Here is a 21,021-nt window from a genome sequence, read left to right as displayed (position 1 = left end):
CCGTACGACGTGAACAGGACCGGGTCGGCAGTGCTGGGCGACGATCGCTGACATGCGCTCATATCGCCGTTATCGGCTGCTCGTTCCGGTCCTGCTGTGCGCGCTGGCCGTGCTGGCGGCCCGGCCGACGGCGGCCGGCAAGGACCCCGGGAGCGACACCGGCACCGGCATCGGCCCGGCCACCGGCCTCAGCGCTGAGGTCGTGCGGCTGTACGAGGAGGCCGCGGTGGCGACGCAGCAGTACGAGGCCGGACGCAAGGAGGCCGAGGACCAGCGTGCCGAAGCCCAGCGAGCGGAGGCGCTCCTGGACACGCAGCGGCGGCACATCGCCGCCCTGCACGAGGATCTGGGCCGGATCGCGCGGGCGCAGTACCGCAGCAGTGGGGGGCTGCCGGTGGCCGCCCAGATGATCCTGGCCGACAGTCCCGAGGGACTGATGCGAGGTCAGCATGCCTTCTCGCAGGCCGATCTCGCGGTGAACAACGCGATCTCCAAGAACAAGCGGGCCGAGGCCCGGCTCGCGGCGGATGAGGCCAGGGCCGCGGCCCAGTGGCAGGCGCTGGAGAAGCGCAACGTCCAACTCGCCGCTCTGAAGGCGGACATCGAGCAGAAGCTGGAGACGGCCCGCTCGGAGCTCCAGGGGCAGGCGGACGCGGCGGTCGCCGCCGGTGCGTGCCGCGGGGCCGTCCGGTTGGACCAGCCGGAGACGGGCTTCACCGACGGCGACTGGGTCGCGCCGGTCGAGACGTACGAACTGTCGGCGTCGTACGGCAGTGGCGGTGCGCGGTGGTCGAACCGGCACACCGGTCAGGACTTCGCGGTACCGATCGGCACGCCGGTGCGGGCTGTGGGTGCCGGACGGGTCGTGAAGGTGTCCTGCGGCGGTCCCTTCGGCATGGAAATCGTGCTCAAGCACGCAGGCGGCTACTACACGCAGTACGCCCATCTCGCTTCCCTGGCGGTCGACCAGGGGGAGCGCGTCAGCCCCGGGCAGTGGATCGGCCAATCGGGCACCACGGGCAACTCCACCGGGCCGCACCTGCACTTCGAGGCCCGGGTCACACCGGAGTCGGGCTCGGCGGTGAACCCGGTGTCGTGGCTGTCGGCGCGCGGGGTGTCCCTCTGAGGCACCCCGGCCGCGGCGGCTACGGCAGTTCCGTCAGCAACTGCTCGATCACGACGGCCACACCGTCGTCGTTGTTCGCTACCGTCCGGCCCGAGGCGGCGGCGATCACGGCCGGGTGCGCGTTGCCCATCGCGTACGACCGGCCCGCCCAGGTCAGCATCTCCACGTCGTTCGGCATGTCCCCGAAGGCCACGACCTGCTCGTGCGAGATGCCGCGCTCGGCACAGCACAGGGCGAGGGTGCTGGCCTTCGACACCCCGGGGCCGCTGATCTCGAGCAGCGCGCTGGGGCTGGAGCGGGTGACGTTGGCGCGGTCGCCGATGGCGAGGCGGGCCAGGGTCAGGAAGGCGTCGGGGTCGATCTCGGGGTGGTAGGCGAGGATCTTCAGCACCGGCTCCGCGGCGGCCGGGTGGTCCGGGCCCAGCAGCTCCTCGGCCGGGGCGAGGCTGTCCGGTATCTCCATGTGGAGCTTCGGGTAGGCCGGCTCCTGGTAGAAGCCGTAGGTCTGCTCCACCGCGTACACCGTGCCCGGCGCCGCGTCGCGCAGCAGCCGTACGGCGTCCAGGGCGTTCTCGCGGGCCAGTTCCCGCACCTTCACGAACCGGTGGGCGCCGGGGCCGCCGTGCAGGTCGACCACGGCGGCGCCGTTGCCGCAGATGGCCAGACCGTGGCCGTGCACGTGGTCGCTGACGACGTCCATCCAGCGGGCCGGGCGGCCCGTGACGAAGAAGACCTCGACGCCCGCCTCCTCGGCGGCGGCCAGCGCGGCGACCGTGCGCGGCGACACCGACTTGTCGTCGCGCAGCAGGGTGCCGTCGAGGTCGGTGGCGATCAGCCGCGGCGGGAGGGTCTCGGCCGCGGTCTCGGGCTGTCGGGTCGCTGAGGTCACCCGGCCATTGTCCCGCACACGCCCGCACGGGCGTGCAGGGCTCCGCACAGGTGAGTGGATACCGCCCTCAGGGAGCCTTCAGCAGGAGTTTTCACCAGGAGCCCCTTGCCAGAGGCCCCCGGGACATCCGTCCACGCTCAGCGCAGCTGCGCCGGCGCCTCCATCGCGATCTGCTCGAAGACCTTCTGGTCGGCTGCGAACGGCGAGTCGGGGATCGGCCAGTGGATCACGATCTCCGTGAAGCCCAGCTCCACATGCCGCCCGGCGAAGTCCACGAACGCGTTCAGGGACTGGAGCGGGGCGACACGGTCCGGAGTGAATCCGGTGAGCAGGACCCGGTCGAGATCGGTCATGTCCCGGCCGACCTCGGCGCAGATGTCGTCGAGCCTCTCCGCCTGCCCGCGAATGGCCTGAATCGACTGTTCGGGCGTGCCGTTCTCGTACAGCTTGGGGTCGCCGGTGGTCACCCACGCCTGCCCGAACCGGGCGGCGAGCCGCATCCCGCGCGGCCCGGTGGCGGCCACCGCGAACGGCAGCCTGGGGCGCTGCACACAGCCGGGGATGTTCCGCGCCTCGTGGGCGGAGTAGAAGTCCCCCTCGTAGGACACGGCGTCCTCGCTGAGCAGGCGGTCGAGCAGCGGGACGAATTCGGCGAAGCGGTCGGCACGCTCGCGCGGCGTCCACGGTTCCTGGCCGAGCGCGGTGGCGTCGAACCCGGAGCCGCCCGCGCCGATGCCCAGCGTTACCCGCCCACCGGAGATGTCGTCGAGGGAGATCAGCTCCTTGGCGAGGGTCACGGGGTGCCGGAAGTTCGGCGAGGTCACCAGGGTGCCGAGCCGCAGCCGGTCGGTGACGCCCGCGGCGGCCGTGAGGGTCGGTACAGCGCCGAACCACGGGCCGTCCCGGAAGGTGCGCCAGGACAGGTGGTCGTAGGTATACGCGGTGTGGAAGCCGAGCTGCTCGGCGCGCGTCCAGGCCGAACGGCCGCCTTCGTTCCAGCGGCGGTACGGGAGGATCACGGTGCTCAGACGCAGACTCATGGCATCGAGCGTAAGGGAGCGCCGAGGGTGCCCCGTGTTTCACGTGAAACAGTCACCGTGCGCGGTCGGCTGGATGCGGCAGGTCAGTACCGCTCGGAGAAGCACAGATACCGGGCAGGGACGGCTCCGGTCAGCCACACCCCGTTCGCGCTCACGTGGAAGACATGGCCGTCACGGTGCATGGCGTCCGCGTCCACCGTCAGCACGATCGGCCGGCCCCGGCGGGCGCCGACACGGGTCGCCGTCTCCCGGTCGGGCGAGAGGTGCACGGCGTGCCGGTTCATCGCACGGAGCCCCTCGGCCCGGATGGCGTCCAGGCTGTGGGCGACGGTGCCGTGGTAGAGGTGGGCGGGCGGGGTGGCCGGTGCCAGCCCGAGGTCGACCTCCACGCTGTGGCCCTGGCTGGCGCGGATCCGGGTGCCTTCGACGGCGAAACGCCGCTTGTCGTTGGTGGCGACGACCTGGTCCAGTTCGTCGCGGGTGAATCGGAAGCCGTGAGCGGTGGCCGCGGCGATCAACGTGTCGATCTCGACCCAGCCGGCCTCGTCGAGTGTGAGCCCGATGCGCTCCGGCTGGTGGCGCAGATGCTTCGACAGGTACTTCGACACCTTCACGGTGCGTCTCTCGTCCATGCCATCAGAGTGCGTGAGAGACGGGAATCACGCGATCGAGTTTCGCTTCCTAGGTTTGGTCCACAACCAAGTGCGGTTATCCACAGGGGATTTGGCGGTTCTGTGGACAACTGGCCCTCACTACAGGGGTTTTGGGCCCTCGGCCACATACCGGCGGCACGCCCGCAGCCCCACGCCCTCGCCCTCACACCGGCGGCTTCACCCGCGCGAGGCCCCTCAGTGCCCCCGGCGCCCACCGCGACAGCCAGCGAGCACCCCGCGCCTCCGGAGTCACCGGCACCACCGCCTCGTTGCGCGTCACCGCCCGCAGGATCGCGCGGGCGACCTTCTCCGGCGGATAGTTCCGCAGCCCGTACAGGCGGGCGGTGCGCTTCTGCAGCCGCTTCTCCTCCAGGGCGTCGACCCCGGCGAAACGCGCCGTCGACGTGATGGCGGTGTTCACGATGCCCGGGCACACCGCCGTCACGCCGATCCCCTGCCCGGCGAGCTCCGCCCGCAGGCACTCGCTGAGCATCAGCACGGCCGCCTTGGAGGTGCTGTACGCGGGCAGCGCCCGGGACGGCTGGTATGCCGCGGCCGACGCCACGTTGACGATGTGGCCGCCCTGCCCGCGCTCGGCCATCCGCCGGCCGAAGAGCCGGCAGCCGTGGATGACCCCCCACAGATTGACGTCGAGGACCTTTTTCCAGTCCTCCGGTGTGGTGTCGAAGAAGGAGCCGGACAGCCCGATCCCGGCGTTGTTCACGAGGACGTCCACCACTCCGTGCTCCGTGGTGACCTTGTCGGCGAGCTTCTCCATGGCCTGTTCGTCGGAGACGTCGGCCGTCTCCGCCCAGGCGCCGGGGGCGCCCAGTTGGCGGGACGACTCGGCGGTGCGGGCCGCGGCCTCCGCGTTCCGGTCGACGGCCACCACCCGCGCACCGGCCTCGGCGAACGCGAGCGCCGTCGCCCGCCCGATGCCGCTGCCCGCCCCGGTGACCAGCACGAGCTGCCCGCCGAACCGCTCGGCGTGCTCCCCGTTCGCCACCGCCGGGGACCGCCCGCTCTCGACGGACGTCACGAACTCCTCGATCCAGGAGGCCAGCCGGTCCGGGCGGGTCCGCGGGATCCAGTGCCCTGCCTGGATCGTCCTGCGGGTCAACCGCGGAACCCACTGCTCCAGTTCGTCGTGGAGCCGCTCCGAGAGGAACCGGTCCGCCAGGGGCGTGATGATCTGCACGGGCGCGTGGGCGTGCGCGTCCGGGCGCGGCCCGCGAAGCCGGGGCCGGACGTTGTCCCGGTACAGCCAGGCCCCGTGCGCCGCGTCCGACGGCAGGGACGCGGTGGGGTAGTCGCCCCGGGGTACCTTCTCGACGCGCTCCAGCACCCGCGGCCAGCGCTTGCCGAGCGGGCCGCGCCAGGCCAGCTCGGGCAGGACGGGCGTGTGCAGCAGGTACACGTACCAGGACCGGGCGCCCTGCCCGAGGAGCTGCCCGACCCGGCGCGGGGTGGGCCGCCGCACCCGCTTGCCGATCCAGTGGCCGAAGTGGTCGAGGGACGGCCCGGACATGGAGGTGAAGGAGGCGATGCGTCCCTCGGTACGCCGGACGGTGGTGAACTCCCAGGCCTGCACCGAGCCCCAGTCGTGCCCGACCAGGTGCACCGGCGCGTCCGGACTCACCGCGTCCGCGACGGCCAGGAAGTCGTCCGTCAGCTTCTCCAGAGTGAACCCGCCCCGCAGCGGCCGCGGCGCCGTCGACCGGCCGTGGCCGCGGACGTCGTACGCCACGACGTGGAAGCGGCCGGCGAGTCGCTCGGCGACCTCGGACCACACCTCCTTGCTGTCGGGGTAGCCGTGGACCAGGACGACCGTGGGCCGTCCGGGATCCCCCATCTCGGCCACGCACAGCTCGACTTCGCCGGTCCGCACCCTGCGCTCGCGCGCGCCCGTCAGCAACGTCATCCGGCGAATCTGGCAGTTGTTAGAGAGTTCGTCAATAGCGCGCCGTCCCGGCTCCCGCCCGGCGTGGTAACTCTCGAGAACCAGCTCCCCTAGGGGCCCGTAATACTCAGGGCTGATCCGAAGACAGCTCTGCGGAGTGATGCCCGCCACGCGCACGGCCCCTAACTTCGAAGGGTGACTGTGATCGCGACCGAAAGCCTGAGCAAGCGGTTCCCCCGGGTGACCGCGCTTGACCGGCTCTCCGTGGACGTCGGACCCGGTGTGACCGGACTCGTCGGAGCCAACGGAGCCGGCAAGTCCACACTGATCAAGATCCTGCTGGGTCTGTCCCCCGCCACCGAGGGCCGCGCCGAAGTGCTCGGTCTCGACGTCGCCACCCAGGGCGGCGCCATCCGCGAGCGGGTCGGCTACATGCCCGAGCACGACTGCCTGCCGCCGGACGTCTCGGCCACCGAGTTCGTCGTCCACATGGCGCGCATGTCCGGTCTGCCGCCCACGGCCGCGCGCGAGCGCACGGCCGACACCCTGCGCCACGTCGGGCTGTACGAGGAGCGCTACCGCCCCATCGGCGGCTATTCGACCGGCATGAAGCAGCGCGTCAAACTCGCACAGGCCCTCGTCCACGACCCCCAGCTGGTCCTCCTGGACGAGCCGACCAACGGCCTCGACCCGGTCGGCCGCGACGAGATGCTCGGCCTCATCCGCCGGATCCACACCGACTTCGGCATCTCGGTCCTGGTCACCTCCCACCTGCTGGGCGAACTGGAGCGCACCTGCGACCACGTCGTCGTCATCGACGGCGGCAAACTCCTGCGCTCCAGCTCCACCACGGACTTCACGCAGATCACCACCACCCTCGCGATCGAGGTCACGGACACCGACGAGCACCCGGACGGCACCCGCGCGGTCCGCGAGGCGCTGCACGCGCGCGGGGTGAACGTCGAGGACGGCAGCGGCCTGCCGGGCGCCGGCCACGTCCTGCTGCTCACCGCGCGGGGCGAGGAGACATATGACGTGGTCCGGGACGTGATCGCGGACCTCGGACTCGGCCTGGTGCGCATGGAGCAGCGCCGGCACCACATCTCCGAGGTCTTCACCAGCACCGACGAGCGCGAGCAGCGGAAGGAGGCGGTCGGCCATGGCGGTTGAGCACTCCACGGGGACAGCCGCCCCGGCACCGGGTGACCAGACCCGCATCCACAACATCGGCTACCGCAAGTACGACGGCCCCCGCCTCGGCCGCGCCTACGCCCGGCGCTCCTTGTACTCGCAGTCCCTGCGCGGCTCCTACGGCCTCGGCCGCTCGGTGAAGTCCAAGGTGCTGCCGATGCTGCTCTTCGTGGTGATGTGCGTGCCCGCGGCCATCATGGTCGCCGTCGCGGTCGCCACCAAGGCCAACGCCCTGCCCGTCGACTACACGCGCTACGCGATCATCATGCAGGCGGTCATCAGCCTCTACGTCGCCTCGCAGGCACCCCAGTCCGTCTCGCGCGACCTGCGCTTCAAGACGGTGCCGCTGTACTTCTCGCGGCCCATCGAGACCGCCGACTACGTCCGCGCCAAGTTCGCGGCGCTGGCCTCGGCACTCTTCATCCTCACCGCCGGCCCCCTGCTCCTGCTCTACGTGGGCGCGCTGCTGGCCAAGCTCGACTTCGCCGATCAGACCAAGGGATTCGCACAGGGACTCGTCTCGGTGGCACTGCTCTCACTGCTCTTCGCCGGCATCGGCCTCGTCATCGCGTCCTTCACCCCGCGCCGCGGCTTCGGTATCGCGGCCGTGATCGCCGTGCTGACCATCACCTATGGCGCGGTCTCCACCCTCCAGGCCATCGCCGACGCGCAGGGCAGCGGCGACGCCGTGCCGTGGATCGGGCTGTTCTCCCCGATCACGATCATCGACGGTGTGCAGTCCGCGTTCCTGGGCGCGACGTCCGCCTCCCCCAGCGGGGTGGGCCCGAGCAGCGCCGAGGGCGTCGTCTACGTCGTCGTCGCCCTGGGTCTGATCGCGGCGAGCTACGGCCTCCTGATGCGCCGCTACAAGAAGGTGGGACTGTGACCACGCTCAACATCGACCACGTCTCCCGCTGGTTCGGCAATGTGGTCGCCGTCAACGACATCACCATGACCATCGGCCCCGGCGTCACGGGCCTGCTCGGCCCCAACGGCGCCGGAAAGTCCACCCTCATCAACATGATGGGCGGCTTCCTGGCCCCCTCCACCGGCACGGTCACCCTCGACGGCCAGGCCGTGTGGCGCAACGAGCAGATCTACAAGCACATCGGCGTCGTCCCCGAGCGGGAGGCGATGTACGACTTCCTCACCGGCAAGGAGTTCGTCCTCGCCAACGCCGAACTGCACGGCCTGGGCGCCAAGGCGGCGCAGAAGGCCCTGGCCACGGTCGAGATGGAGTACGCGCAGGACCGCAAGATCCAGACCTACTCCAAGGGCATGCGCCAGCGCGTGAAGATGGCGAGCGCTCTGGTCCACGACCCGTCGCTGCTGCTGCTCGACGAGCCCTTCAACGGCATGGACCCCCGTCAGCGCATGCAGCTGATGGACCTGCTGCGCCGCATGGGCGACGAGGGCCGCACGGTGCTGTTCTCGTCCCACATCCTCGAAGAGGTCGAGCAACTCGCCTGGCACATCGAGGTCGTCGTCGCGGGCCGGCACGCCGCCAGCGGTGACTTCCGCAAGATCCGCCGCCTGATGACCGACCGGCCGCACCGCTACCTGGTGCGTTCCAGCGACGACCGCGCCCTCGCGGCCGCGCTGATCGCCGACCCGTCGACGGCCGGCATCGAGGTCGACCTCGCCGAGGGCGCGCTGCGCATCCAGGCCGTCGACTTCGGCCGCTTCACGGCCCTGCTGCCGCGGGTGGCCAGGGACCACGGCATCCGGCTGCTCACGGTCTCGCCGTCCGACGAGTCCCTCGAGTCCGTCTTCTCGTACCTCGTCGCGGCGTAGGAGGCCCTGATGTACGACCCCACAGTCGCCCGGCTCACGTACCGGGCCCTGCTCGGCCGGCGCCGGGCCCTCATTCTCGGCGCCCTGCCGATGCTGCTGATCGTGATCGCCGTGGCGGTGCGCGGTCTGGCCGGGGCGGACGACCAGACCGCGGCCGACCTGCTGGGCGGCCTCGCCCTCGCCACGATGGTGCCGATCATCGGCGTCATCGCCGGAACGGGCGCGATCGGGCCGGAGATCGACGACGGCTCGGTGGTGTACCTGCTGTCGAAGCCGATCAAGCGGCCGACGATCATCTTCACCAAGCTGATCGTCGCGATCGCGGTGACCATGGTGTTCTCCGCGGTGCCGACGCTCATCGCCGGCTTCATCCTGAACGGCAACGGCCAGCAGGTCGCCGTCGCCTACACGGTGGCCGCGTTGGTCGCGTCCATCGCCTACGCGGCCCTGTTCCTGCTGCTCGGCACGGTCTCCCGGCACGCGGTGGTGTTCGGTCTCGTCTACGCGCTGGTCTGGGAGGCCCTGTTCGGCTCCCTGGTGCCCGGTGCGCGCACGCTGAGCGTCCAGCAGTGGTCGCTGGCGGTGGCCCAGAAGGTCTCCGGAGGGGACCTGGTCTCCTCGGACGTGGGTCTGACCACGGCGACGGTGCTGCTGCTGGCCGTCACGGTGCTGGCCACCTGGTTCGCCGGACAGAAGCTGCGCTCCCTCACCCTCGCCGGCGAGGAGTGACGTGCCCCGGCCCTGACGGAGGCTTCACCTCTGTCAGGGCACACTGGGCGAACGGGATGTAGGCGAATCGATGCGGAAGTTGGACGGCTGGGAGGACGGCAAATGGCGGGCGAGAGGGCTCAGTACGGAGACCGCGGATCCGAGGCTGGTTCCCAGTCCGGGTCCCCTTCTGGGGGCCAGGCCCCGGACGACCTCGACGGGGTCGTCCTGGACGAGGACTTCATACGCTCCGCCGGGACCTCCGAGCCGTCCGCCCGTGCCCGGATGCTCGCCGCGAAGTGGCGCCGTGAGGAACCGGAGCCGCAGCCCTGGCGCTCCGACGAGCCGCCCGCGGGTTGGTTCTTCAGCAAGGTCCGGCGGCGCAGGTGGCGCAGGAAGTAGCCGGCAGCACCGCCGGTCCCGCCGCAGGTTTAATCAGTGGCGTCCAATTCGCCCGGCGGGCACAGTGGTTGTCATCACGGCCGGGCGGGGAGCCCGGCGCCGCGTTCTGGGAGAGGAGCGGGACGATGTCCATGCACGGCAGTACGTCCAGCTCCCTTCAGGGCAGCCCGCGGCGGGATCCGGAGTAGCCACTACCCCTCCGTCGAACCCGCCCCACACGGGGAGCTGCCCGGGGCGGCCGCTTCGAGCACGCGAATCGCACATCGCGTGGGCCGCCCACCCGGAGGATTGGCCGAGTGGTAAGGCACCGGTTTGCTAAACCGCGGTCGGGTCGAAAGGCCCGCGCACGTTCGATCCGTGCATCCTCCGCCGAGCACCATCGAGCCCTGAGTACCGGGCCTTGAGCACCAGCCTTGAGCATCGGGCTCCGGCCACCGGACCCGGCGCTCAGCCCAGCAACCGCTCCAGCACCACCGCGATGCCGTCCTCGTCGTGGGAGGACGTCACCTCGTCGGCCACCGCCTTCAGTTCCTCGTGGGCGCCCGCCATGGCGACGCCGTAGGAGGCCCAGGCGAACATCGGTATGTCGTTGGGCATGTCGCCGAAGGCGATCGTGTCGGCCGCCTTCATCCCGAGCCGGCGGGCCGCGAGGGACAGACCCGTCGCCTTGGACAGGCCCAGGGGGAGAAGCTCGACGATGCCCTCGCCCGCCATCGTGACCGTGACGAAACCGCCGGCGGTCCGCGTGGCCGCCTCGCACAGCTCGTCGTCCGACAGGGTCGGGTGCTGGATGTACAGCTTGTTCAGTGGCGCGGTCCACAGGTCCGACGCGTTCGTGAAGGGCGTGGCGGGCAGGGTGCCCTGGACCGCGTAGCCCGGGCCGACCAGCACCTCGCCGTCGAGGCCGTCGCGGCTCGCCGCCAGATACAGGGGGCCGACCTCCGCCTCGATCTTGGCCAGTGCCACCCCGGCCAGCTGCCGGTCCAGCGTCACCGACGTGAGCAGGCGGTGCGCGCCGGCGTCGTAGACCTGCGCGCCCTGGCCGCAGACGGCCAGGCCCTGGTAGCCGAGGTCGTCGAGGATGTGCCGGGTCCATGGGACGGCACGGCCGGTGACGACGATGTGCGCGGCGCCCGCCGCGGTGGCGGCGGCGAGCGCGTCACGGGTGCGCTGCGACACCGTGTCGTCGGAGCGCAGCAGCGTCCCGTCGAGATCGGTGGCGACGAGCCGGTACGGGAAGCCTCCCGGGGAAGCCGTGTCGCTCACTTGGCCACCGGCTCCAGGACCTCCCGGCCGCCCAGGTACGGGCGCAGCACCTCGGGCACGCGCACCGAGCCGTCGGCCTGCTGGTGGTTCTCCAGGATCGCCACGATCGTGCGGGGAACGGCGCACAGCGTGCCGTTGAGCGTGGCCAGCGGCTTGACCTGCTTGCCGTCACGGACGCGGATCGACAGGCGGCGGGACTGGAACTCGGTGCAGTCCGAGGTCGAGGTCAGCTCGCGGTACTTGCCCTGGGTCGGGATCCACGCCTCGCAGTCGAACTTGCGGGAGGCCGAGGCGCCCAGGTCGGCGCTCGCCACGTCGATCACGCGGTACGGCAGCTCCAGCGAGGTCAGCCACTGCTTCTCCCACTCCAACAGGCGCTGGTGCTCGGCCTGCGAGTCCTCGGGAGCGACGTAGGAGAACATCTCGACCTTGTCGAACTGGTGCACGCGGAAGATTCCCCGGGTGTCCTTGCCGTGCGAGCCGGCCTCGCGGCGGAAGCAGGGCGAGAAGCCCGCGTAGCGCAGGGGCAGGCGGTCGGCGTCGAGGATCTCGTCCATGTGGTACGCCGCGAGCGGCACCTCGGACGTGCCGACCAGGTAGAGGTCGTCGTCGGCGAGGTGGTAGACGTCCTGGGCCGCCTGGCCGAGGAAGCCGGTGCCCGCCATCGACTGCGGACGCACCAGCGCGGGGGTCAGCATCGGGGTGAAGCCGGCCGCGGTGGCCTGTGCCATCGCCGCGTTCACCAGAGCGAGCTCCAGGAGGGCGCCCACGCCGGTCAGGAAGTAGAAGCGCGAGCCGGAGACCTTGGCGCCCCGCTCGACGTCGATCGCGCCGAGGATCTGGCCGAGCGCCAGGTGGTCCTTGGGCTCGAAGCCCTCGGCGGCGAAGTCGCGGATCGTGCCGTGCTTCTCGAGGGTGACGAAGTCCTCCTCGCCGCCCACGGGCACGTCCGGGTGGACGAGGTTGCCGAGCCTCTGGAGCAGCTCCTGGGTCTCGGTCGCGGCGGCGTCGCGCTCGGCGTCGGCCGCCTTGACGTCGGCGGCGAGCTGGCCCGCCTTCTTCAGCAGCTCGGCCTTCTCGTCGCCGGCCGCCTTGGGGATGAGCTTGCCGAGCGCCTTCTGCTCGGCGCGCAGCTCGTCGAAGCGGACGCCGGACGACCTGCGCCTCTCGTCGGCAGACAGGAGGGCGTCGACGAGCGCGACGTCCTCTCCACGGGCGCGCTGCGACGCGCGCACACGGTCGGGGTCCTCACGGAGCAGGCGAAGGTCAATCACGCGCCCAAGGCTACCGGTGCGGGGTGACCGCCCACGACTCACTATTCCGGTAGCGACTTACGTACCGTTATGGGTGAATTGCGCACAGTGTCAATAAAGAAGACGCCTCTCCCCGGAACGAGGCATCCGGTGTGCGCCACCTTGACTCGAATCCCTTGCGGGAGACGGGACTTGGGCTTCAGTTGTCCACAGGGGTCCACACCGCGGGAAGAGTTATCCACAGGCTGTGTGCAAGATCTGTGGACTTCGGAATTGATCACTCTGGACGGCTCGACCACCCCATGAATTCCCTCCACAAACCCGCTTTACCCTCACTTTCGAGTGGAAAGAGGTCACCCCGAAGAGTTACCGAAGGGGAAACGGTGGACGAAGGGTGACCTGCCCGGTGATGGACGCCTCAGGGGCTTGTAGGGCGATTTGTCGACTGGCTCACGCTTCGTTGTCGACTTGTCCCCAGGTCGAGAAGCGGACCTGTGGATAACTTCTGTGGATAACGACTATCGGCAGGTACGACCGGCCGGGGAACGGGCTCGGAACCCGGTCAGAAACGCCCGTCCTGGCATCGCGCGACCCAGTCCGCCGCCCCCGCGAACTCCTCGTCGGAGGTCCCCAGCCGCGGCGGCTGCATGTCCCCCGGCCGCATGTCCGCGCGCGGGTAGGAGCCGAGGTAGCGCACCTGGAGGCAGATCCGCTTCAGGCCCATCAGGGCGTCGGCCATCCGGCGGTCGGAGATGTGGCCCTCGGCGTCGATGCAGAAGCAGTAGTTGCCGATGCCCGCGCCGGTGGGCCGGGACTGGAGCAGCATCAGGTTGATGCCGCGGGTGGCGAACTCGCCGAGCAGGTCGCGCAGGCCGCCGGGGTGGTCGTCGCGCTGCCACAACACGATCGAGGTCTTGTCCGCGCCGGTCGGCGCGGCAGGCCGGGCCGGACGGCCCACCAGCACGAACCGCGTCTGGGCGTTCTCCGCGTCGTGGATCCCGGTCTCCAGGGCCTCCAGGCCGTAGCGGGCGGCCGCGAATTCACCCGCGAAGGCCGCGTCGTACTGGCCCTCCTGGACCAGCCGTGCGGCGTCCGCGTTCGAGGCGGCGGACTCCCAGTGGGCGTCCGGGAGGTGCTTCTTCAGCCAGTTGCGCACCTGCGGCTGCGCGGCCGGGTGGGCCGAGACGGTCTTGATGTCCGACAGCTTCGTGCCGGGGCGGACCAGCAGCGCGAAGGTGATCGACAGCAGCACCTCGCGGTAGATCATCAGCGGCGCGCCGGCGACCAGCTCGTCGAGGGTGGTGGTGATGCCGCCCTCGACGGAGTTCTCGATCGGCACGAACGCGGCCTCGGCCTCGCCGACGCGTACCGCGTCGAGCGCGGACTGGACCGACACGTAAGGGATCAGCTCCCGGGTGGCGGCCTCGGGAAGCGTGCGCAGGGCGACTTCGGTGAACGTGCCCTCAGGACCGAGATACGCATAGCTCGCTGGCATGACCTCACCCTAATGGGCCCGCGGAAGCGCTATCCCCCACAAGCCCATACAGGGGTGAACTCTCACCCCTCCAGCAACTTCTGCCCCACGTATTCGCCCTCCGCCGCCCCGCCGGGCACCGCGAACAGTCCGCTCGACTCGTGGCGGATGAACTGCGACAGGGCGTCGCCGCGGTCGAGCTTGCGCTGCACCGGCACGAACCCGCGCAGGGGATCGGCCTGCCAGCAGACGAAGAGCAGGCCCGCGTCGGGCACTCCGTCGGCGTCGATGCCGTCGTGGAAGGAGAACGGGCGGCGGAGCATGGCCGCGCCGCCGTTCTGGTCGGGCCGGGTGATGCGGGCGTGGGCGTTGATCGGGACCACCAGGTTGCCCTTGGCGTCCGTCTTCTCCAGGTCCATCGCGGTCGTCTCCGTGCCCCCTGACAGCGCCGCCCCGTCGGACTTGCGGCGCCCGATCACGTCCTCCTGAGCCCTGACGGAGAGCTTCTCCCAGTCGTCGAGGAGCATGCGGATCCGGCGTACGACGGCGTAGGAGCCGTTCGCCATCCAGGCCGGTTCGGTCTTCTCGGGGACGAAGATGCGCTGGTCGAAGTCGGTTTCGCCCGGCTTCGGGTTGCGGGTGCCGTCGATCTGGCCCATGAGGTTGCGGGCCGTCATGGGGTGGGTGGTGGCGCCCGGGGAGCGGTTGAAGCCGTTCATCTGCCAGCGGACCTTGGCCGCCCGGCCCGCGTCCTTCTGGATCGCGCGCAGGGCGTGGAAGGCGACCAGGGCGTCGTTGGCGCCGATCTGCACCCACAGATCGCCATTGCTGCGGTTCTTGTCGAGGTGGTCGGAGGAGAACTCGGGCAGCGGGTCCAGGGCGGTGGGGCGCTGCTTCTCCAGCCCTGTCCGGGCGAAGAAGCTGTGGCCGAAGCCGAAGGTGATCGTCAGAGAGGAGGGGCCGGCGTCCCGGGCCACGTCGGTGTCGTCGTGGCCCCCCGGCTCGCCCGCCATCAGCGGCCGGGCCGTCTCCGACCAGCGGCGGAGCAGGGCCGCGGCTTCCTTGCGACCGGCGCCCGCCACCAGGTCGAAGGCCACGAGGTGGCCGCGTGCCTGGAGGCCCTCGGTGATGCCGGGCTGATGTTTCCCGTGAAACATCGCCCGGTCCGTGCCGAGCGAGGTGAGCGGAGCGGCCGCCTCGGAGGGGGCGGCGGCGTAGCCCACGGTGGCACCCGCCGTGCCGAGGACGAGGCCGGTGGCACCCGCGGTGCCGAGCAGCCGCCGACGTGAGAGGCCCTCGTGGGCGGGGGCCGCGTCGCTCTGCGCCGTGGTGGCCTCGGGAGTGCGGGCCTTCGGAAGGGACTGGTCAGGCATGGTCGTTCAGCCGATCTGCGCGTTCTTGGAGACGGTCACCTCGTCGATGTCGGAGGTCCGCACGGTCACGTCGACCTGCCAGTCCCCGGCCATGGGGATCTGCACTCCGTTCGCCGACCAGTGTCCGGTAGCGATGTGGTCGGGGACGACGGGCAGGGGCCCGATGTCCTTGGCTTTCAGGGTGAAGTCGACCTTCACCTCGGGGATGTCGAAGGCCCGGCCGTTGGGGCGTTCCACGTAGACGTGCATCTCGTTGCCGCCCACGCGGGCGGGGTCGATGTCGATGGTGACGATGCCCTTGCCGTCCTCGCCGCCGGTGTCGAACGGCATGTTCAGGGTCAGCGCCCCGGACGCGCCCTCGTCGACGGAGGAGGACGCGGATGCCGCGGTGGCCGCCTTGGCCTCCTGCTCGGTGCGCCCCGGCTCGGTCTGCGTCAGGACGGTGGTCACGGCGAGCAGAACGACCGCGATACCGGCCTCGGCCAGCACGGAACGGCGCAGCCCGAAGCGGTTGGGGTCCGCGTCCCGCATCCGCTTCCGCTGGGCCGCGTCCCGGGCAGCCTGCTGCCGGGCGAGCTGCGCGGCGCGTTCGGAGTCGGCGGGCTCGGAGTCGGCGGGCTCGGGGCCGGGCTGCTCGTCGGTGTCGAGGCCGGTATCGCCCTCGCTCTCCGCAGGGGCGTTCCCGTCGCCGACGACCGTGGTCTCCCCGTCGCCGACGACCGCGGTCTCCCCGTCTGCGACGACCGCGGTCTCCCCGGCGCCGTCAGCGCCCGCGCCGACCCGCTCCTTCTCCCGTACCGCCGATGCCTCCACCGGCACCGTCCGCGCCAGCCGCCCCGTCCAGCGGCGGGAGATCCACGCGACGCCGACCAGGACGACCACCAGGGCGATCTTGGCCAGGAGGAGCTGGCCGTAACGGGTGTCGGTGAAGGCCGACCAGGAGCCGAGCTGGCGCCAGGACTGGTACGTCCCGGTCGCGATCAGGGCGAGGACGCTGCCGAAGGCGATCTGGGAGAAGCGGCGTACCGCCGGTGCGTCGACGGGCGTCTCGGCGGGCGCGCGGTACAGGGCGACCAGCAGCGCGCCCAGCCCGCCGAGCCAGGCGGCGACGGCCAGCAGATGCAGCACGTCGACCGGCATGGCGATGCCCGCCTGGAGGCCGACCGAGGCGTGCTCGGACATCGCCCAGCTCGCGGCGAGCCCGGCCGCCACCACGACGCCGCCGATCGAGAGCCCGAAGGTCAGGTCCCGCTTCTCCTCGGCGTCCTCGCTTGGATCAGGCTGTCGGCGCGAAGCGCCGTCGGTCGGGGTGGTGGGGGGAGTCGGGCGGGCATAGGCGCCGAACAGCACGGCGATGAAGAGGGCCGCCGCGGCGAGCAGCAGCAGCCGGGACACCAGGGCCGCACCGCTCTTTGTCTGCAGCACCTGCCCGAGCAGGGACAGGTCGAAGATGTCGGAGACCTTCCCGGAGCCCGTGAAGGAGCCGCGCAGAAGCAGCAGGGCGAGGGTCGACGCGGTGAGCGCGACCCATCCGGAGACGACGAACCGCTGCACGGGCCGCACCCCGGCACCGCGCCGCCAGCAGGCGAGCACGAAGGCGGCACCGCCGGCCATCACGATGAACCCGGCGTACGACACGTACCGTCCGAAGCCGTACAGCCATCCCACGACCCCGTCGTCGGTCGACTGCCCGGAGACCGACACGGACGTCTTGGAGGGGGCGCCGATGGAGAAGGTGTAGGCGCCGGCAACGGGGTGGCTGTCCGCCGAGACGACCTGGTAGGCCACCGTGTACGTACCGTCGGGCAGGCCCGAGTGCAGGGGCACGGCGTACGTCGTGCCGCTGACGGTGGCCGGTTCGGCCGTGTCGACGCGCTTGCCCTCGGGGTCCAGGACGCGCAGCGAGTCGTCGGACAGCGCGACCTGTTCCGAGAAGGTGAGCGTGATCCGGGCCGGGGCCTTGTCGACCACCGCCCCCTGCCCGGGGTCGCTGCCGGTCACCGCGGCGTGCGCGGAGGCCGGGCCGGCTCCGGCGAGGAGTGCGCAGGCCGCGGCCAGGAACAGCAGCACCAGTGTCCGGACGCGGGGGGCGATGGTCTGCGTCACAGGGGTCCCTCCCTCAGTGTCCGGTCTTCGGGGTGTAGGTCGCCGGCTTCACCGGCATCTCGACCTTCATGGGGCCGGAGTGGGCGAAGTGCAGCTCGACGGAGACCGTCTGACCTTCCTTCGGTTTGCTCTTCAGCTGTTCGAACATCAGGTGGTCGCCGCCGCTCTTCAGCTCCAGCCGGCCGCCCGCGGGGATCTTGAGGCCCTTGACCTCCTGCATCGCCCCGTCGACGGTCTCGTGCACGGTGACCTGCCCGGCGATGTCACTGGTGACCGAGGTCAGCTCGTCGGCGGCACCGCCCTTGTTGGTGACGGTGAGGAAGCCGGCCGCCATGTCGTCGGACACCGGCTGCGGCATGTACGCGGAACCGGCGGAGAGTTCCGCCTTCCCGGAGCCGGAGCCGGAGCCGGAGCCGGAGCCGGAGCCGGAGCCGGAGTCGCCCGAGTCCGAGCCACCGCAGCCCGCCAGGGCCAACGCTCCGGCTATGACCAGGGCCGCCGGGCCGCGCCGCCGCCTCACGGGTTCTCCCCCTTGATGATCTTGGGGAGGTCCTTGATGTAGTCGTCGACCTTGGCGTTCTCGCCGTAGAGCACATAGCCGCCGTCGGTCTTCGGGGAGAACGCGATGACCTGGGTGCCGTGCTCGGAGATGAGCTTGCCGTTCTTGTCCTTCCGCGTCGGCTCGATGCTGATGCCGAGGGTGCGGGCGCCGGCCTGGATGGTCGCGAAGTCGCCGGTGAGACCGACGAACTCGGTGTCGATGCCCTTGAGCCACTTGCCGAGCTCGGCCGAGGTGTCGCGCTGGGGGTCGGTGGTGACGAACACCACGCGCAGCTTGTCCTGTTCGGCCTTGGGCAGCTGCTTCTTGGCGACGGCGATGTTGTTCATCGTCAGCGGGCAGACGTCGGGGCAGTGGGTGTAGCCGAAGTAGATCAGCGTGGGCTTGCCCGCGGTCTCCTTGCGGAGGTCGTACTTCTTGCCCTGCGTGTCGGTGAGGACCAGGTCCGGCTTCTCGAACGGCTTGTCGAGGACGGTGGCGGCCTTGTCGGTGCCCGCTTCCTCCGACACCACGGCGACGGGCTTGTCGCTGTCGTCGCCGCTGCCGCAGGCGGTCAGGGTCAGGGAGGCGGCGGCGAGGAGTGCGGCCGCGGCGAAGGTTTTGGTGCGCATAGAAAAATGTCCCAGATGTCGGTGACCCGGCGCGCACCGGGAGTCCCCGCACGGGGCGGGGATCCGGTGCGCGCCGTCAAAAGGAAGCGGCCTCAGGCGTTGGACCGCCGGCGCCCGGCGAGCACGCCGTAGGCGACACCCGCGGCGCCGACCACGATGCCGACGATGCCCAGCACGCGGGCGGTGGTGTCGGTGCTGTCGGCGGAGGCGGAGTCGTCGGCGGCGGTGTGGGTGGAGGCCTTCTCGGCCGACTCGGCGTCGGAGTCGTCATCGGCCGCCGCGCCGTGGTGCCCGTCCTCGGAGGCGGCGGACAGCTCCAGCACCGGGGCCGGGTTGTCGGGCTCCTCCTTGCCCTTCTGCGGCACCTCGATCCAGCGGACGACCTCCTTGTTGGAATACGTCTGCAGGGCCTTGAAGGCCAGTTGGTCGGTGTCCTCGGGGAGCTGGCCGACGGAGAGCGGGAACTTCTCGAAGTAGCCGGGCTCGATCCCCTTGCCGTCGGCGGTCCAGGTGACCTTGCTGACGGCCTCGGTGATCTTCTCGCCGTGCATCTCCAGCGGCTTGTCCAGCTTGGACTTGGTGACCTCGATCTTCCAGCCGGGCATGGGCTCCGGCATGACGGAGGCCAGCGGGTGGTCGGTCGGGAAGTTGACCTCGATCTTGGTGGTCGAGGCGTCGTCGCGCTCGTTGGGGACCTTGAAGTCGATGACCGCGTAGCCGCCCTTGGCGGCCGTGCCCTCGGGCTGCACGCTGACGTGCGCGAAGGCGGGGGCGGACAGGGCGAGAACGGTGACACCGGCGGCGGCACCGGCCGCGACGATTCGGGAAGCCTTCATGGAAGGAGCACTCCGCTGTGAGTCGGTCTGGATGAGGAAGGAGGGATGCGCGCCCACGCGCGTGCCGCACGACGGCGGCCCCTCCTCCGCGGGATCCAGGAAGCCGGGGCTCCGAAAAGGAGGGTCCCGGGGTATCCGAGGAGCGGAAGTGGTGGTGGTCGCGTCGCGTCAGGCGGCGAGGGCGAGTACGGCTGCGGAAGCCGGGGCGGTCGGTGGGCCGCGTCGGATCACCGTGTGCTGGAGCGCCATGGTGTGCGGCATCGGGGGCGCGGGCCGGGCGGTGTACGCCGGGCGCGGGTGGGCCTCCGGGGCTCCCGGAAGCCCCGCGCGCAGGGCGCGTACCAGCGAGAGAGCGGCCCGCAGGGAGCGCACCAGCGCTCCCTCGGTGACTCCCTGCGCCGACAGTTCGGTGAGCCGCAGCAGCGCCAGGTCGCCGTGGCGCAGCAGCCAGCCGGCGGCGAGCGCCGCGAGAACGTGTCCGAGCAGCATCGGCAGGGACGGCCACAGCGAGGCGGCGGAGCCGGGCACGGCGTCCGCGGCCAGATGCGTGTGGGTCCCGGTGGGAGGCTGGATCCGGGCGTCGGTGAGGATCTTGTGCGCCTGCACCGGGCTGATCGCCGCCGCCGTCGTGCCGCACACGAACCGCGCGGCCTGCTGGACCAGCGCGGCGTCGCTCCCGCCCGCGGGCACCGAGGACGTGACGGCGCCCGTACCGTGCTGGCCGAGGCCGAACAAGGTGTGCAGCACCGTCTGACCGAGCGCGAGCAGCGCCGTGATCCCCGTCAGCGAGCGCACGCGCCCGGCGAGCGGAGCCGCCACGGCGGCCACCCCGAGGAACCCGGCGCCCAGCGTCCACAGCGGGATGCCGTCGCAGGAGGCGAGCGCGTGACCTGCCCCGGCCAGCACGACACAGACCGCGGCGAACACCGCGGCCCGCAGGATCCGGAGCGTGTGTCCGGAGCGCGTCGCGCGCGCGTGGGGGGCAGTCATGGCGGGCTCATCATCGCACTGGCCCCGTACGCCCCGTGCGGCAGGTCCACAAGATGCCGTACGGCCGGAACGTCACGTTCTGACGCTGTGCGCCCCTGGATGCGCCGAAGTCTGCCCCCACATACACCGATCAGGACCAGCACGCATCCGCCGTATGGGCGGCGTCACGTCAACTTCACGCTTACACAGGGGCGCGGAGGGCAATACGTAACGGTATGTCGAGCCGCAGCCAGGAGGCTGGAGCATGAGCATTTGGTGGTCACTCCATCTGCGGCGCGAAGCTGCGAGCGTGCCGCTCGCCCGCCGCCTGCTGATCGGCACGATGGAGACCGCGGGCGTCGACCCCGATATCTCCTACGACCTTTCCGTCGCCCTCAGCGAGGCGTGCGCGAACGCCGTGGAGCACGGCGGGGACACGGGGCGCGGCCCCGGCTCGGAGGCGTACCGGGTCACCGCGTACCTCGACGGCGAGAAGTGCCGGATCGAGGTCGCGGACGCCGGCCCGGGCTTCCCCGGGGCGTCCGCCGGCCGGTCCCGCCCGCCGATCCGCCCCGCCCACTCCGACGCGGAGAACGGCAGGGGGCTGTGCCTCATCGAGCAGCTCGCCGACCACGTCCACATCGGCAACAAGCCGGGCCGGGGCGGAGCCGTGGTGAGCTTCGACAAGGCCCTGAAGTGGCGCTCCGGCGCACCGCTGATGGCGGTCTGACCTTCCCGACGGGGCGGTGTCTCAGGTGTTTCACGTGAAACACCGCCCGTGGCCGGCTGGGTGAAGCACCGCCCGTGACCGGCTGGGTGAAGCACCGCCCGTGGCCGGCTGGGTGAAGCACCGCCCGTGGCCGGCTGGGTG

The 21,021-nt window shown here is 71.1% G+C and carries 20 protein-coding genes and 1 tRNA gene; 8 read left to right on the top strand and 13 right to left on the bottom strand.

The window, feature by feature from the left end; all coding sequences use genetic code 11:
• Nucleotides 1–52 precede the first annotated feature (52 nt).
• A complete protein-coding gene (locus tag QOL88_RS19625) occupies nucleotides 53–1,126 on the top strand; it encodes a M23 family metallopeptidase (protein WP_097217823.1) in 1,074 nt (357 codons plus the stop codon).
• Between the two features lie 19 nt (nucleotides 1,127–1,145).
• On the opposite strand, the gene QOL88_RS19620 is transcribed toward QOL88_RS19625, so the two are convergent.
• The 4 genes from QOL88_RS19620 to QOL88_RS19605 form a co-directional block, all read right to left on the bottom strand.
• The gene (locus QOL88_RS19620; RefSeq protein ID WP_257027828.1) at nucleotides 1,146–2,015 is read right to left on the bottom strand and encodes an HAD-IIB family hydrolase; all 870 of its coding nucleotides are present in this window, start codon (nucleotides 2,013–2,015) and stop codon (nucleotides 1,146–1,148) included.
• Between the two features lie 137 nt (nucleotides 2,016–2,152).
• Nucleotides 2,153–3,055: an LLM class flavin-dependent oxidoreductase gene (locus tag QOL88_RS19615; protein WP_097217819.1), complete on the bottom strand. Its 903-nt coding sequence runs from the start codon at nucleotides 3,053–3,055 to the stop codon at nucleotides 2,153–2,155.
• 83 nt (nucleotides 3,056–3,138) lie between these two features.
• Entirely contained in the window at nucleotides 3,139–3,687 is a 549-nt protein-coding gene (locus tag QOL88_RS19610) for an RNA 2'-phosphotransferase (RefSeq protein ID WP_097217817.1), read from the bottom strand.
• Between the two features lie 184 nt (nucleotides 3,688–3,871).
• Complete coding sequence (locus QOL88_RS19605) at nucleotides 3,872–5,629, bottom strand: SDR family oxidoreductase (protein ID WP_097217815.1); 1,758 nt, start codon at nucleotides 5,627–5,629, stop codon at nucleotides 3,872–3,874.
• A 180-nt stretch (nucleotides 5,630–5,809) separates the two neighbouring features.
• Between QOL88_RS19605 and QOL88_RS19600 the strand changes: the two genes are divergently transcribed.
• From QOL88_RS19600 to QOL88_RS19575, 6 genes are all read left to right on the top strand, one after another.
• A complete protein-coding gene (locus QOL88_RS19600; RefSeq protein ID WP_097217814.1) occupies nucleotides 5,810–6,778 on the top strand; it encodes an ABC transporter ATP-binding protein in 969 nt (322 codons plus the stop codon).
• Nucleotides 6,768–7,685 (top strand): hypothetical protein, encoded by a 918-nt coding sequence (locus QOL88_RS19595; protein ID WP_097217812.1) that lies wholly within the window; start codon nucleotides 6,768–6,770, stop codon nucleotides 7,683–7,685. Before QOL88_RS19600 ends, QOL88_RS19595 begins: the two co-directional genes overlap by 11 nt.
• The gene (locus QOL88_RS19590) at nucleotides 7,682–8,593 is read left to right on the top strand and encodes an ABC transporter ATP-binding protein (RefSeq protein ID WP_097217810.1); all 912 of its coding nucleotides are present in this window, start codon (nucleotides 7,682–7,684) and stop codon (nucleotides 8,591–8,593) included. The genes QOL88_RS19595 and QOL88_RS19590 overlap by 4 nt, the downstream gene beginning before the upstream one ends.
• Before the next feature lie 9 nt (nucleotides 8,594–8,602).
• A complete protein-coding gene (locus QOL88_RS19585; protein ID WP_031104061.1) occupies nucleotides 8,603–9,322 on the top strand; it encodes an ABC transporter permease in 720 nt (239 codons plus the stop codon).
• A gap of 102 nt (nucleotides 9,323–9,424) precedes the next feature.
• On the top strand, nucleotides 9,425–9,703 hold the full coding sequence (locus QOL88_RS19580; protein WP_097217808.1) for an SGM_3592 family protein: 279 nt from the start codon (nucleotides 9,425–9,427) through the stop codon (nucleotides 9,701–9,703).
• Between the two features lie 282 nt (nucleotides 9,704–9,985).
• Nucleotides 9,986–10,072: transfer RNA gene (locus tag QOL88_RS19575), tRNA-Ser, on the top strand.
• Nucleotides 10,073–10,150: 78 nt separating this feature from the next.
• Here QOL88_RS19575 and QOL88_RS19570 read toward each other — a convergent pair.
• From QOL88_RS19570 to QOL88_RS19530, 9 genes are all read right to left on the bottom strand, one after another.
• The gene (locus tag QOL88_RS19570; RefSeq protein WP_097217806.1) at nucleotides 10,151–10,969 is read right to left on the bottom strand and encodes an HAD family hydrolase; all 819 of its coding nucleotides are present in this window, start codon (nucleotides 10,967–10,969) and stop codon (nucleotides 10,151–10,153) included.
• Nucleotides 10,966–12,243: a serine--tRNA ligase gene (gene serS / locus QOL88_RS19565; protein ID WP_097217803.1), complete on the bottom strand. Its 1,278-nt coding sequence runs from the start codon at nucleotides 12,241–12,243 to the stop codon at nucleotides 10,966–10,968. Before serS ends, QOL88_RS19570 begins: the two co-directional genes overlap by 4 nt.
• 541 nt (nucleotides 12,244–12,784) lie before the next feature.
• On the bottom strand, nucleotides 12,785–13,717 hold the full coding sequence (pheA, locus tag QOL88_RS19560) for a prephenate dehydratase (RefSeq protein ID WP_097217801.1): 933 nt from the start codon (nucleotides 13,715–13,717) through the stop codon (nucleotides 12,785–12,787).
• 62 nt (nucleotides 13,718–13,779) lie between these two features.
• Nucleotides 13,780–15,069, bottom strand: a complete 1,290-nt coding sequence (efeB, locus tag QOL88_RS19555) for an iron uptake transporter deferrochelatase/peroxidase subunit (RefSeq protein WP_097217799.1) — start codon at nucleotides 15,067–15,069, stop codon at nucleotides 13,780–13,782.
• A gap of 6 nt (nucleotides 15,070–15,075) precedes the next feature.
• Nucleotides 15,076–17,175: a copper resistance CopC/CopD family protein gene (locus QOL88_RS19550; RefSeq protein ID WP_097217797.1), complete on the bottom strand. Its 2,100-nt coding sequence runs from the start codon at nucleotides 17,173–17,175 to the stop codon at nucleotides 15,076–15,078.
• Between the two features lie 13 nt (nucleotides 17,176–17,188).
• Entirely contained in the window at nucleotides 17,189–17,695 is a 507-nt protein-coding gene (locus QOL88_RS19545) for a copper chaperone PCu(A)C (RefSeq protein WP_097217795.1), read from the bottom strand.
• Nucleotides 17,692–18,345: an SCO family protein gene (locus QOL88_RS19540; RefSeq protein ID WP_097217793.1), complete on the bottom strand. Its 654-nt coding sequence runs from the start codon at nucleotides 18,343–18,345 to the stop codon at nucleotides 17,692–17,694. The genes QOL88_RS19545 and QOL88_RS19540 overlap by 4 nt, the downstream gene beginning before the upstream one ends.
• Nucleotides 18,346–18,437: 92 nt before the next feature.
• The gene (locus tag QOL88_RS19535) at nucleotides 18,438–19,181 is read right to left on the bottom strand and encodes a YcnI family copper-binding membrane protein (protein ID WP_097217791.1); all 744 of its coding nucleotides are present in this window, start codon (nucleotides 19,179–19,181) and stop codon (nucleotides 18,438–18,440) included.
• A 168-nt stretch (nucleotides 19,182–19,349) separates the two neighbouring features.
• Nucleotides 19,350–20,171: a hypothetical protein gene (locus tag QOL88_RS19530; RefSeq protein ID WP_097217788.1), complete on the bottom strand. Its 822-nt coding sequence runs from the start codon at nucleotides 20,169–20,171 to the stop codon at nucleotides 19,350–19,352.
• Nucleotides 20,172–20,415: 244 nt separating this feature from the next.
• On the opposite strand from QOL88_RS19530, the gene QOL88_RS19525 reads away from it, so the two are divergent.
• Entirely contained in the window at nucleotides 20,416–20,880 is a 465-nt protein-coding gene (locus tag QOL88_RS19525; protein ID WP_097217786.1) for an ATP-binding protein, read from the top strand.
• Nucleotides 20,881–21,021: the final 141 nt, after the last annotated feature.

The organism is Streptomyces sp. Ag82_O1-12 (assembly GCF_900182715.1).
Classification (GTDB): Bacteria; Actinomycetota; Actinomycetes; order Streptomycetales; family Streptomycetaceae; genus Streptomyces; species Streptomyces massasporeus.
Note: the sequence above shows the minus strand (reverse complement) of the source record. Positions and strands in the feature narration are given on the sequence as shown.